We start from the raw sequence: 13,009 nt of genomic DNA, 5'->3' as shown, positions 1-13,009 counted from the left end.
AGATGAACTTCTGGTCGGCGAGGAAGGCGGCGAGCGACTTGCCGCCCTCGCCCTCGTCCTTGACGACCGTGCCCGCGGTCCGCGCCGGACGCGCCGCCACCGACTCGACCGCCGTCCACGAACCCGCCAGACCGACCTCGTCCGCCTCGATGCCCAGGTCGTCCAGGTCCAGCGACTGCACCGGCTTCTTCTTCGCCGCCATGATCCCCTTGAACGACGGGTACCGGGCCTCACCCGACTGGTCCGTCACCGAGACCACCGCCGGCAGCGCCGCCTCGACCAGCTCCGTCGCCGCGTCACCGTCACGACGACCCCGCACCACACCGCCCTCGACCGACACCTCCGACAGCAGCGTCACCTGCGGCACACCCAGACGCTCCGCCAGCAGCGCCGGCAGCACACCCATCGTGCCGTCCGTCGACGCCATACCACCGATCACCAGATCGAACCCGGTCTTCTCCAGCGCCTTCGCCAGGACCGCCGACGTCCCGATCACGTCCGTACCGTGAATGTCGTCGTCGTTCACGTGCACGGCCTTGTCCGCACCCATCGACAGCGCCTTGCGCAACGCGTCCTTCGCGTCGTCCGGCCCCACCGTCAGCACCGTCACCTCGGCGCCCTCGTTCGCCTCCGCGATCCGCAGCGCCTGCTCCACGCCGTACTCGTCCAGCTCCGACAGGAGGCCGTCCACACCCTCCCGGTCGGTGGTGTGGTCGTCCGCGAAACGACGGTCACCCGTCGCGTCCGGGACGTGCTTCACACAGACGACGATCCTCAAGCTCATGAGCGGTTCTCCTGTCACGGGTGCACGGGTGCACTGGATCCATGGCCTCAGGCATGCCGAGGGTACTGAGTGCCAAGTCCGGCCCGGCGCGGCCCGCGCACCGCAAGCACCACCTGGACCGGCATACCGTGTCGGCTCTCTTCGACTGGCGTCAGAGGCTCCACGGAGAGAATACGGCACTCAGTACCCCTCGTAAAGGAACTCAGTACCCTTCCCGGCTCCGGGGGCCGGGCGGCGGCGCGGGAAGCGGACACAAGGTTTCCGCAAGCACCGACCAGATCGCGTCATGGAATCCGCCAGACGCCCCGGGGACCATCGACCCCGGGGCCCGCGAACGGCCCCGAACCTGGGATCAAGGAGGGGGAGAAGGATGACCTTGGTGCACGGGGAACAGGACATCACCACGACGGACGGAACGCGACGGACGCCGGCGCCCTGGAGCAACAACGGGCCCTGGGAAACCCTGCGGGACCGCAAGGAGGTGCTCGTGGTCGCACAGACCATGGTGTACGCCAAGCGGCTGCACGACTTCTACTCGCTGCTCGCCCCGGACCTGCGGGTCCACGTGCAGTTCACGGTGGCACCGCACATGTTCAACGAGGGCGCCGCGGAGATCCTCCGGGCGCTGGGCGGCACCGTACTGCCGTGGGAGCAGGCGATCCGGCGCGAGTTCGACCTGATCCTGGCCGCCGGCTCCCAGGGGATCGAGCAGCTGCACGGCCCGGTCGTCCGGCTGCCGCACGGGGCCGGCAACATCAAGCTGGCCCGGCGCAGCGCCCCGGACGGCGAGCGGGCGGCCATCGGGCTCGGTCGGGACTACCTCTACTGGGAGGGACGGCTCGTCCCCACCTCGTTCGCCCTGGCCCACGAGGAGGAACTGCTCGAACTCCGGCGCGGCTGCCCGGACGCCCTGCCGATCGCCGAAGTGGTCGGCGACCCGTGCTACGACCGCATCTCCGCGGCACTGCCGCACCGGGAGGACCACCGGAGCGCCCTGGGGCTGCGGCCGGACGAGAAGCTGGTGCTGGTCTCCTCCACCTGGGGCGACGGCTCGCTCTTCACCCGGCTCGACGCCGTGCTGCCCAGACTGACCTCGGAACTGCCCCGGCACGGCTACCGGGCCGTCCTGCTGCCCCACCCCAACATCGCGGCCCAGCACTCGGCCTACGCGGTGCGCTCCTGGGCGAAGGCCACCACCCGGGGAGCCGTCACGGTGATCCCGCCCGAGACGGACTGGCGGCCGCTGCTGGTCGCCGCCGACTTCGTCATCGGGGACCACGGCTCGGTCACCCTGTACGGCGCGATGACCGGCGTCCCCGTCCTGCTCGCCGAGTACCCGCACCGGCACGTCAACCCGCGCTCGCCGGCCGCGCAGCTCGCCCGGACCGCCCCCGCGCTCGCCCCCGGACACCCGCTCACCGGCCAACTCGCCTACGCCGCCGAGCAGTACCGCCCGGAGGACTACGCGGCCATCGCCGACCGGATCAGCTCCGAACCGGGCCGCTTCGACCGCAACGCCCGCCGACTGCTGTACCGCGTCCTCGGGCTCGGCCAGCCGGCGCACACCCCGGATCCGGAACCGCTCCCGCTGCCCGAACCGCTGGACGCGATCGCGGCGGCCGACGCGCGGCGGGCCGGATGACCGCCGCGCTGCACACGGTGCGCCTGGCGCCGGTCCGCCCCGGCGCGCACGACGGCTCGGCGACCACGCTGTTCGAGGCCCGGGTGACGTCCACCGCCGGTGTCCGCCACGGGCTGCTGGCCGCCGACCCGGCGGCCACGGCGGCGGCGGAGCGGCCGGGGCCCGGGTTCGTGGACGAGCACCTCGTGCTCGACCTCACCGAGCCCGGCGGCCTGCGCTGGCGCCGGCACGCCGACGTGCTGCACCTCGGTCCCGTTCCGGCGGCGGACGCCCACGCACGGCTCGCGGGACTGTTCTCCGCGCACCCCGGGTGTGCGGTGGTCACGGCCGAACACCGTCCGGGAGCGGTGCTGGTGCTCGCCCGGACCGGGGAACGGCTCGTCCTGCGGGCCTCCGGTCCGGGCGGCGGGCCCGTCCCGCCGCCGGCCCTCGGCTCGCTGGCGCACGCCTGGCTGGCGGCCGGACGGACGCTGGACGAACTCGACCGGGTCAGCGCCGCCGGGTGCCGCACCCCGGGCTCCGGGTGGAACCGGCTCACGCCTCCGGTTCGCCCGGACAGGGAGTGACGGCGCCGTCCACACCGTACGCGGCGAGGCGGTCGGCCAGTCTGGCCGCCTCGGCCGTGGCACCGACCTCCTGGTACCGGGCCCTGGACTGCTCGAACCGGGCCCGCGCCGCGTCCGGTCGCCCGCGCAGTTCCTCGACCTGCCCGGCGAACTCCAGCGTCCGCGCCTCCCAGTGCGCGGACAGCCGGGCCCGGAACCCCGCCAGGGCCTCCTCCAGATGGGCCTCGGCACGCTCGTACGCACCCAGCCGGCCGTGCGCCAGGCCCAGGAAGGCCGTCGCGCGGGCCGCCTCGTAGTCGTCCTCGATCGAGGCCAGCTCGCGGCCCGCCCGCTCGACCGGCTCCACCGCCTCGGCCGCCCGGCCGGCCAGCAGCAGCACCTCGCCGTACGCCAGCCGGGCCAGCGCCGAACCGCGCAGGTAGTCCTCGGCCTCGCGGAGCCGGACCACCTCGTGCAGGCACTCGGCGGCCGCGTCCAGCCGGCCGGCCATCCGGTGGGTCTGGCTGAGCCCGTACAGCGCGTCCGCCTGCACCAGCGGACGGCCCAGCTCCCGGGCGAGGACGAGGGCTTCGGTGAACCAGCGCGCCGCCTCCTCCCCCTCCCCCGCGTTCCGCAGTCCGTTCCCGCCGTCGGTCAGCATCCGCAGCTCGCCGCTGCGGGAACCGGCCGCCCGGGCCGCGTCCAGGCCGATCCGGGTGGCCTCGACCCACAGCCGGGCCGGGCGCAGCCGTAGGAACAACGGCCACATGGCGTCCGCGAGTTGCCACGCCGCCGTGGGGCGGTCCAGTTCCCCGCACCAGCGCAGGACACCCGCCAGCCGGTCGCGTTCCGCGTCGTACCACTCCAGGGCCGGGACGTCGCCCCCGAACTCCCGCGCCGGATGGACGGGGCGGCTGCGGTAGTCGCGGGCGAGGGTGCGGTGGGTCGGCGAGACGACCGCCTCGGCGGCCGTGGCCGAGGCGAGGTACCAGTCGACGAGCCGGTCCAGCGCGGCCCCGGTGGACCCGGCCGCCCGGACCCGCGCCCCGTGCGCCCGGGCGTGCAGCCGCACCAGGTCGTGGAAACGGAACCGCTCCGGCCCGGTCTCCTCCAGCAGGTGCACATCGATCAGACCGTCCAGCAGCCGATCGGCCCCGGCCACGTCCACGTCCGCCAGCACGGCGGCGTTCTCCAGGGTGAACTCGGCGAAGGGCAGCAGGCCCAGCAGCCCGTAGAGCCGGGCGGCCTCCGCTTCCAGCACGCCGTAGGACGCGTCCAGCAGGTCCCGCACCGTCTCCCCCTCCACGTTCAGCACCGCCAGCCGGTCGGTGCCGCGGCCGAGCATCTCGGCCGTCGCCGCGAGCGACTGGGCCGGGCGCGCCGCGATGCGGGCCGCCGCCAGGCAGATCGCCAGCGGCAGCCCGGCACAGGCCTCCACCACCTCGGCCGCGGCGGCGCGCTCGTCGACCACCCGGTGCCTGCCGACCCGCGCGGCGAGGATCTCGGTGGAGGCCTCCCGGGCGAGCGGGCCCAACGGCCGGAACACCGCACCGTCGATGCCCAGCCCGGTGAGCCGGCGGCGACTCGTCACCACGACCACCGTGTGGTCCGAGCCGGGCAGCAGCGGTCGCACCTGGGCGGCCGTCGAGGCGTTGTCCAGCAGCACCGCGATCCGCCGCTCCGCCGCCAGCGAGCGCCAGAGCGCGGCCCCCTCCTCCAGGCTCCCGGGCACCGGGGAGATCCCGAAGGCCCGAAGGAAGCCGCCGAGGGCCTCGGCCGGGTCGGCGGGGCCACCGGGCGCGTAGCCGCGCAGGTCCGCGTACAGCTGGCCGTCCGGGAAGCGGCCGGCCTGGCCGCGCAGCCACTGCGCGGCCAGGGCCGTCTTGCCGACCCCGGCGGGGCCGGTCACCACGAGGGTGACGTCCGCCGCCCCGGCGTCGGGGGCCAGCGAGAGGTCCAGCGCCTCCAGGTCCGCCTCCCGCCCGATCAACCGCCGCGGACAGGGCGGGAGTTGCCTGGGCGTGGGCAGGGCGGACGCGCCGTGCAGGTGCAGCCCGCCGTGGATCGTTCCGGCCTGCACCACCGGACCGGCGACCGTCGTGGCACCGGCCAGCGAGTTCCGCACCACTCCGTACGGCAGGTTGACGTCGTTCACCGGCGCCCGCCGACCACGGTCGATCCTGTCACTGGGCCCCCCGGCCTCGGACGAATTACCCCTGCGGCGCTATCACATGACGCTTCGTCATGTCGAGACAATTCCCAAAGGCATGGGCACCGAACCCTGCGGTGGTATGGCCGATTACCTCACGTGCATGCGATGCTCACCCGCGACACGGCAAGCTGGTAGCCAACCGGCGGGGGGCGTCAAGATGCGGGTTCATCTCCTGGGTTCAGTTGAACTGTCGGTAAACAGTGAGCAATTGGCGATCCCATCGGACAAGCGGCGACAGTTACTGGCGGCCTTGGCCCTGGAGGTCGGAAGGCCGCTGTCCCACACGTCACTCGCGGACCGACTATGGGACAACGAACCGCCTCCCAGTGCGCTGGCCAGCCTGTACAGCCATATCTCCCACCTTCGCGCCCTGTTGAGACGGGCAACCCGGTTCGCCGGGGGGCAAAGCCCGCCGGACGCCCCGGCGATCGACACCCGATCGCACACGTACACCCTCAGGGCCGACCCCCAACTGATTGACTGGCATCAGTATCTGGACCTCGCCCGACAGGCCAGACTCCTCGCCGAGAACGGGCAGGATCACCAGGCCAGAACCGTACTGAACCGAACCGAGGAGCTCTGGTGCGGTGAGCCGCTCGCCGGGCTTCCGGGCACCTGGGCCCAGACCGCCCGCACCGCCATGGCCGACCAGCACTTCACCACCACGCTGCTGAGGGTCGAGGTCGACCTACGCCTCGGCCGGCACCACGAGTTGATCCCCGAGCTCACCGCGCTGCGCGAGGACCGTCCCACCGACGAACGTCTTGCCGGGCACCTGATGACCGCCCTTCACGCCGCCGGCCGACAAACGGAGGCGCTGGCCGTCTACCCCGCCGTCGTCCGCCTGCTTCACGCCCACTTCGCCACCGAGCCCGGTGGCCCGCTCACCCGCCTGCATCAGCGCATGCTGCGTGGCGAACCGCTCCCCGGTGAACGGGGGCGAGCCGTGATCACTCCACCCCCCTCACTGGTTCCGGCCCCTCGCGTGACGCCTCCGGCGCGGGTGCCCGGACGGCACCGCATGGTCGGCAGGGAGGAGGACCTGCGCCGGGTACTGCCCCGCCCCCACGACCGGCTCGCCCACGGCGGCGTCGTCACCGTCTCCGCGATCCTCGGCATGCCGGGGGTCGGCAAGACCACCCTGGCCCTGCACGCCGCCGACCTGATGTGCGAGTACTTCCCGGACGGCTACGTCTACCTCAACCTGCGCGCCCACGTCGGCAACCAGCCGCCGCTCACCCCGCAGGCAGCGGGCGCCCTCCTGCTCAGACGCCTGGGCGTTCCGGCCACCAGCATCCCGCTCGACGCGGAGGAGGTCTTCGCACTGTGCGTGGAGGCCCTGTCCTCGCGTCGGGCCGTCGTCATCCTCGACGACGCCTCGAATGCCACTCAAGTCCGCCCGCTGCTGCCGCCCGCACCGACCGCCCTGGTCATCATCACCAGCCGTCAGCGCCTCACCGACCTCCCGGACGCCAAGACGGTGTTCCTGGACGTCCTGACGGTGGATGACGCCGTCGCCCTGTTCCTGAACGTGGTCGGCCCGGAGCGCGCGGTGGAGCGGGAACACATCATCGAGATCGTGAAGCTTTGCGGCCTGCTTCCACTCGCCATCGCACTGGCCGCCAGCCGCTTCAAGGCACGCCCGTCCTGGACGCTCCCCCATCTCGCGCGGCGGCTGGCCCGCAAGACCGGACGCCTTGCCGAATTCCGCAATGGGTCGGAGAGCATCGCCCGGGCGTTCGAGCTCTCCTACCGCTATCTCCCGCCGAGCGAGCGCTCGGCCTTCCGACTGCTCGGGCTCCATCCGGGCCCGGACTTCGGGCTCCACGCGGCAGCCGCGTTGCTCGGGCAGCCGGTCGACGTGACCGACCGCATTCTCGAGGCACTGTTGAACTGCCATCTGATCCAGGAGATCTCACCGGAGCGCTACCAGTTCCATGACTTGATCAGGGAATTCGCCGCCGCTCTGGATCCGGGCGAGGAGCAACGAGCGGCGGCCGTCAATCGGCTGTTCCGCTACGCTCTCCACGCCGCTGACGCCGCGGACCGCCTCCTCTATCCGCGGCGTTCGAGACTGCCGGTTCCCGAGCCCGTCGGCGGGCCCGACCTGGCCGACCTGCTGACGGACCTCGCCCTGGACTCCCACGAGTTGGTGAAGGCCTGGCTGACCACGGAACGTCCGGGCCTGCTGGCCCTGGTGGCGAACTCCGGGGAGCTCGGATTCCCCGAGAGCGGCGCCTGGATCTCCCATGTGCTGGCCGGCCACCTCGAAGCCGAGGCCTACTGGAGCGACGCCCATGACATGCACCGGACGGCCGCAGCCCACTGGCGATCCGTCGGGAACGACCGCTGCGAGGCGCGGGCGCTGATCGACCTCGGCGCGACGCTCGCCAACGCGTCCCGCTATCCGTCCGCCGTCGAAGCCCTGTCGCACGGACTGGACCTGGCCCGGGCGGAGGGCGACCGGGATGCCGTCGCCAACGCACTCGGGATCCTCGGCCTCGCCCGATGGCACCAAGGGGCGCTGTCCGAGGCCCTGGCTCATCAGGAGGAGGCACTGGGCATCCGCCGGGAGGCCGGCGACCACTGGAATGCCGCCCGCTGCCTCGCGAACGTCGGCATCGTGCACAGCTCTCTGGGCAATGCGGAATCCGCGCTGTCCGCCTACAGCAACGCCCTCCCGCTCGCCCGCGACTTCAACGACCGGCCGTTCGAGTTGCGCATCCTCAACAACATCGGCGACCTCCACCTCGGAGCCCGGAACCTCCTCGCGGCCCGATCAGCCTTCGAACTGGTCCTCAGCCTCGGGAGTGGCCACCTGCCCCAGTTCGACCTCGCCATCGTGAAGATCAATCTGGCGGCCTCTCTCTCGATTCCCGGAGAGCTCGACCGCGCCCTGGAGCTGTACGGGTCGGCCCTCGCGACCTTCCGGGAGAGCGGTGGCGTGCGAACGGAGGTGAACGCCCTGATCGCCCTCGCGGACACCCTCCGCGCCGCCGGGCGCCACACGGACGCCCGCGACCAGTACACCACCGCGCTGGGCCTCGCACGCTCCGTCGGAACCACCCGCGAGCAGGCCATCGCCCTCCGCGGGCTGGGTTTGTGCTCGGACGCGCTCGGCCTGCCCGACGAGGCTGCCGAGCACCTGGCGACAGCCGCCCACCTCGCCGAGCGGATCCACGCGGTCGAGGAGGCCACCCGAGCCAGGGACGCACTCGCCGAGATCCGCGACCGCCAGGACCGATGCTCCTCGTGACGGAGTACCCCTCGCCCCACATGTGGCACACATATGACTACCAGTCAAGATGCCTGCTACGCAAGCGACTTGATTGACACGGGTGTCTCCTGATGCACTGGTGTTCCGAAGGGGAACGCCCCTTCGAGCACAGCTGAAGGAGAACGACAACCTTGCACCACGTAACATCACCCCGGGTACGTTCGACCTCTCGCGCGAGGGTCTCGTTCGACCACAACCACAACCAGGATGGCTCGTCGTCGTGCTGGGAGTGGTTGCCCATCTGGTGTGCACTGCCCCGGGGCGCCAGCGGCACGCTCCCCAGCTGCTGATGTGAGCGAGCCTCCCGCCCTCGTGCCCACGCACGAGGGCGGGAGGGCGCGGGAGACCGGGTCGCGCGCACCGGACCGTACGAGCCACCGGTCAGGGTCTGCTGCGGACCAACGTCACAGCCGCCTCTCCCGTGTACACCCGGAACGTCAGCGTCTCCTGAAGGTAGAGCTGAATCGTTTCGGCATCGTGGGAGAGGTAGCCCACCGAGGCGTCCTGGCCAAGGAAGAGCTCGAAGTCCCCGCCGCGGGCGGAGAGCAGGTAGGCGCCTTCGATGGCCGGGGCCCAGATGATGTCCCCGTCGAGGAGGCGGGCGATGTGGTTGTGGACGGGGTAGCCGTGGTCGCTGGTCTCGTTGACCGCGGTGAAGGCGTCCGCGCCGAGCAGGAGTGAGTACGGGCCGCCGACGCCGGCGAGGCGGAGGGCGGTGAGCCCGCGGCTGACGGCCTCCGGGTATTCCCTGACGTCCTGCGGGAGTTGGACCGCAGGGTTGGTGGAGGCGGCGCGGATGCCGTCGATGCCGGCGGCGCGGTAGCCCTCGAAGACGGCGCGGTCCTCGGCCAGGGCGAGCTTGCGACCGGCGTCCTTGACGGGCTGCCAGTCGGAGTCCCGGGAGCCGCGTTCGACGTCGTCCACGGCGTCGCGGCGGACGGTGAAGGGGACGCGCAGCTCGACCACCGGCTGGGCGGCGCGGGCGCGGGCCTGGATGCCGTCGGTCGGGGGGTCGATGGCGGTCAGGTGGCCGGTGCCGACGGCCGCGAGGGTGGCGCCCTCGGGGCCGTTGAGGTCGACCACCCGGCGGCCGGCGATGTGGAGCTTGAAGGTCTGGCGGGCCTCCTCCTCGATCTCCTCCCACGCGGCGGCGGAGATCGGGGCGAGGTCCCGGTGGAGGTTGTTCATGTGCGGGGTCCTGTTCAGGTGGTCTGTCAGGGCGTCTGTCAGGTGGTCTGCTTGAGGCTTCCGATGCCGAGCGAGCCGCCCCCGGAACCGGCCACGGAAGCGGGGACGGCCGCGGGAACGGCCGCGGGGACGGGGACGGACGCGGAAGCAGCCGGCGCCGGCGGCGGGGAGTCGAGGAAGTCGGCGGTCGGGACGAAGAACAGCCCGCCGGTGACGGCGGTGGAGAAGTCGAGCAGCCGGTCGGTGGTGCCGGGCGGGTTGCCGATGAACATGTTGCGCAGCATCTCCTCGGTCACCCCGGGGTCGGCCGCGTAGCCGATGAAGTAGGTGCCGACCTCACCGTCACGGCCGGCGGAGCCGAAGGTGCCGTACGGCATGTTGAAGCGGACAATCTGCCGTTCCTCGCCGTCCGGGCCGGTGATCACGGTGAGCGCCACGTGCGAGTCGGCGGGTTTGACGTCGTCGGACAGCTCGATGTCGTCGAGCTTGGTGCGGCCGACCGCCCCCTCCTGCTGCTCGACGCTCAGCGCGTTCCAGGTGTCCATGTCGTGCACGTACCGCTGCACGACGACGTAGCTGCCGCCGGTGAACTCCGGGTCCTCGGCGCCGATCAGGGCCGCGCGTTCGGCGGCCCGGCCCTCCGGGTTCTCGGTGCCGTCGACGAAGCCGAGCAGGTCCCGGTCCTCGAAGTACTTGAAGCCCTGGACGGAGTCGACGACGGCCGCCGCCCCGGCGAGCCGTTCGGTGAGCTTCGCGGCCAGCTCGAAGCAGAGGTCCATCCGTTCGGCCCGCAGGTGCAGCAGCAGGTCGCCGGGGGTGGCCGGGGCCCGGTGGCGGGGCCCGGCCACGTCCCGGAAGGGGTGCAGGGAGGACGGCCGGGGGCCGGCGAAGAGGCGGTCCCAGAGTTCGGAGCCGATGCCGGTGACGCAGGTGAGGGCGCCCTCGGGGGCGCGGAAGCCGACGGCGCGGCGCAGTCCGGCGAGCTCGGGCAGCAGGTCGCGGACGGCGTCCTCGCGGCCGGGTTCGACGGTGAGGATCAGGAAGACGGCCGCGCTGGTCAGCGGGGAGAGCACGGCTTGCGGTTCGGTCTGCATGGTGCGTGACCTCTCTCAGGACGCCCGGGAGGCGTCCCACTCGGCGCGGTAGTCGGCGAAGATCCGCTGGAGGTGGTGTCCGATCTTCAGGCCGAGCGCCAGGCAGGTGAACAGTGCGAGGACGGGGTTCTCCCGCAGCAGGCTCACGGCAGCCGCTCCCGGCGTGGCACGGGGACGCCGGGCGGGGGATGGACCAGCACTGATCCGATCATGGGAATGATTACATCGCAAAGCGGACAATCCGGCACGGCCGACGCACAGCCGAACGGCCCCACCGGGCGGACCGGACGGACCGGACGGCCCCGCCGGAAGCCGTTCCGACGGGGCCGTTCAATGCGGGCCGTTCGACGCGGACGGGCGGCCCTCCCCCACGGGCGTCGGGCGGCTTCAGACCCGCAGCGCCGCCAGCTGCTCGGCGAACGGCACCACCTGCTCGGGCAGCTCCGGCGCCGCCGGGTCGCGCCCGGCCAGCAGCGCCGCCAGCTCCCCGGCCGCCCGGTCGATCCGGCGCGGCAGGCCGTCGGTGAGGCCGTCCCCCGCCGTGCCCCAGTCGTCGGTGGCCGCGTAGACGGCGGTCGGCAGCACCACCGCGCGCAGGTAGCTGAACAGCGGGCGGACGGCGTGCTCCAGGGCGAGCGAGTGCCGGGGCGTGCCGCCGGTGGCGGCGATCAGCACCGGCTTGCCGGTGAGCGCGTCGTTGTCGATCACGTCGAAGAAGGACTTGAACAGACCGCTGTACGAGGCCGTGAAGATCGGTGTCACCGCGATCAGGGCGTCCGCCTCCGTCACCGCCTCGATCGCCGCGCGCAGCCCGGCGCCGGGGAAGCCGGTGACGAAGTTGTTGGCGATCTCCACCGCCAGGTCCCGCAGTTCGACCACCGTGACGTCCACCTCGCGGCCCTCCGGGGCGAGCCGGCGCACGGTCGAGTCGGTGAGCCGGTCCGCCAGCAGCCGCGTCGAGGACGGCTTGCTCAGTCCGGCGCTCACCACCACCAGCTTGTACGCGGTCACTTGGCCACCTCCGCCTTCTCGTTCTCCCGCGCGTCCCGGGCCGCGACCAGCGCGGCGTGGGTCGGCCCCTGCGGCACTCCGGCCGGGCGGCCCTTGGCGAACTCCTCGCGCAGCACCGGCACGACCTCCTCGCCGAGCAGGTCCAGCTGCTCCAGCACCGTCTTCAGCGGCAGGCCGGCGTGGTCCATCAGGAACAGCTGGCGCTGGTAGTCGCCGAAGGTCTCGCGGAAGGTCAGGGTCTTCTCGATGACCTCCTGGGGGCTGCCCACGGTCAGCGGGGTCTGCTCGGTGAACTCCTCCAGCGAGGGCCCGTGCCCGTAGACCGGCGCGTTGTCGAAGTACGGACGGAACTCGCGCACCGCGTCCTGGGAGTTCTTCCGCATGAACACCTGCCCGCCGAGGCCGACGATCGCTTGCTCGGGCGTGCCGTGGCCGTAGCGGGCGAAGCGCTCGCGGTAGAGGCTGATCAGCTTCTTGAAGTGCTCCTTGGGCCAGAAGATGTTGTTCGCGAAGAAGCCGTCCCCGTAGTAGGCGGCCTGCTCGGCGATCTCGGGGCTGCGGATCGAGCCGTGCCAGACGAACGGCGGGACGTCGTCCAGCGGGCGCGGGGTGGAGGTGAAGCCCTGCAGCGGGGTGCGGAAGCGGCCCTGCCAGTCCACGACCTCCTCGCGCCACAGCTGGTGCAGCAGCGCGTAGTTCTCGACCGCGAGCGGGATGCCCTGGCGGATGTCCTGGCCGAACCAGGGGTAGACCGGGCCGGTGTTGCCGCGGCCCATCATGACGTCCGCCCGGCCCTCGGCCAGGTGCTGGAGCATCGCGAAGTCCTCGGCGATCTTCACCGGGTCATTGGTGGTGATCAGCGTGGTCGAGGTGGAGAGGATGATGCGGTCGGTCTGCGCGGCGATGTAGCCGAGCATGGTCGTCGGCGAGGACGGGACGAACGGCGGGTTGTGGTGCTCGCCGGTCGCGAAGACGTCCAGGCCGACCTCCTCGGCCTTGCGGGCGATGGCCACCATCGCCTTGATCCGCTCGTGCTCGGTGGGGGTGCGACCGGTGGTGGGGTCGGTCGTCACGTCGCCGACGGAGAAGATTCCGAACTGCATGCTGCTCACCCGTCCCAGGTAGTCCAACTTTCAACCACCTTAGCACCCTGGTGCGGATCGTTATTCCCGCCGGCCCCGTTCCCGGCGGTCGGCGCCGACCGCCGACCGCCGGCCGCGGAACGCGGACCCGCCCCGGGCGGGGCGCCGTAGCGC

At 72.2% G+C, this 13,009-nt stretch carries 10 protein-coding genes; 3 read left to right on the top strand and 7 right to left on the bottom strand.

The window, feature by feature from the left end; genetic code table 11:
- A partial coding sequence (locus tag ACWGKU_RS37510) for an electron transfer flavoprotein subunit beta/FixA family protein (protein WP_452180185.1) occupies positions 1 to 784 on the bottom strand: 784 nt, incomplete at its 3' end.
- A 370-nt stretch (positions 785 to 1,154) separates the two neighbouring features.
- Here ACWGKU_RS37510 and ACWGKU_RS37505 point away from each other — a divergent pair.
- Complete coding sequence (locus ACWGKU_RS37505) at positions 1,155 to 2,426, top strand: hypothetical protein (RefSeq protein WP_452180186.1); 1,272 nt, start codon at positions 1,155 to 1,157, stop codon at positions 2,424 to 2,426.
- On the top strand, positions 2,423 to 2,992 hold the full coding sequence (locus ACWGKU_RS37500; protein WP_401051863.1) for a hypothetical protein: 570 nt from the start codon (positions 2,423 to 2,425) through the stop codon (positions 2,990 to 2,992). The genes ACWGKU_RS37505 and ACWGKU_RS37500 overlap by 4 nt, the downstream gene beginning before the upstream one ends.
- On the opposite strand, the gene ACWGKU_RS37495 is transcribed toward ACWGKU_RS37500, so the two are convergent.
- Positions 2,961 to 5,126: a tetratricopeptide repeat protein gene (locus ACWGKU_RS37495; protein WP_452180187.1), complete on the bottom strand. Its 2,166-nt coding sequence runs from the start codon at positions 5,124 to 5,126 to the stop codon at positions 2,961 to 2,963. The genes ACWGKU_RS37500 and ACWGKU_RS37495 overlap by 32 nt on opposite strands.
- A 112-nt stretch (positions 5,127 to 5,238) precedes the next feature.
- On the opposite strand from ACWGKU_RS37495, the gene ACWGKU_RS37490 reads away from it, so the two are divergent.
- Complete coding sequence (locus ACWGKU_RS37490; RefSeq protein WP_452180188.1) at positions 5,239 to 8,439, top strand: AfsR/SARP family transcriptional regulator; 3,201 nt, start codon at positions 5,239 to 5,241, stop codon at positions 8,437 to 8,439.
- Between the two features lie 402 nt (positions 8,440 to 8,841).
- Here the strand turns inward: ACWGKU_RS37490 and ACWGKU_RS37485 are convergent, their stop codons facing one another.
- From ACWGKU_RS37485 to ACWGKU_RS37465, 5 genes are all read right to left on the bottom strand, one after another.
- Positions 8,842 to 9,648 carry a family 1 encapsulin nanocompartment shell protein gene (locus ACWGKU_RS37485; protein WP_401053675.1) on the bottom strand — a complete coding sequence of 269 codons (807 nt, stop codon included), beginning with the start codon at positions 9,646 to 9,648 and terminating at the stop codon, positions 8,842 to 8,844.
- A 38-nt stretch (positions 9,649 to 9,686) separates the two neighbouring features.
- The gene (locus tag ACWGKU_RS37480; RefSeq protein ID WP_452180189.1) at positions 9,687 to 10,742 is read right to left on the bottom strand and encodes a Dyp-type peroxidase; all 1,056 of its coding nucleotides are present in this window, start codon (positions 10,740 to 10,742) and stop codon (positions 9,687 to 9,689) included.
- 15 nt (positions 10,743 to 10,757) lie between these two features.
- Positions 10,758 to 10,889 carry a hypothetical protein gene (locus tag ACWGKU_RS37475; protein ID WP_401055154.1) on the bottom strand — a complete coding sequence of 44 codons (132 nt, stop codon included), beginning with the start codon at positions 10,887 to 10,889 and terminating at the stop codon, positions 10,758 to 10,760.
- Between the two features lie 240 nt (positions 10,890 to 11,129).
- The gene (locus tag ACWGKU_RS37470; RefSeq protein WP_401055155.1) at positions 11,130 to 11,753 is read right to left on the bottom strand and encodes an FMN reductase; all 624 of its coding nucleotides are present in this window, start codon (positions 11,751 to 11,753) and stop codon (positions 11,130 to 11,132) included.
- Positions 11,750 to 12,856, bottom strand: coding sequence for an LLM class flavin-dependent oxidoreductase (locus tag ACWGKU_RS37465; RefSeq protein WP_452180195.1), 1,107 nt, complete (start codon positions 12,854 to 12,856; stop codon positions 11,750 to 11,752). The genes ACWGKU_RS37470 and ACWGKU_RS37465 overlap by 4 nt, the downstream gene beginning before the upstream one ends.
- Positions 12,857 to 13,009: the final 153 nt, after the last annotated feature.

Source organism: Kitasatospora sp. NPDC054768, from assembly GCF_053612025.1.
Note: the sequence above shows the minus strand (reverse complement) of the source record. Positions and strands in the feature narration are given on the sequence as shown.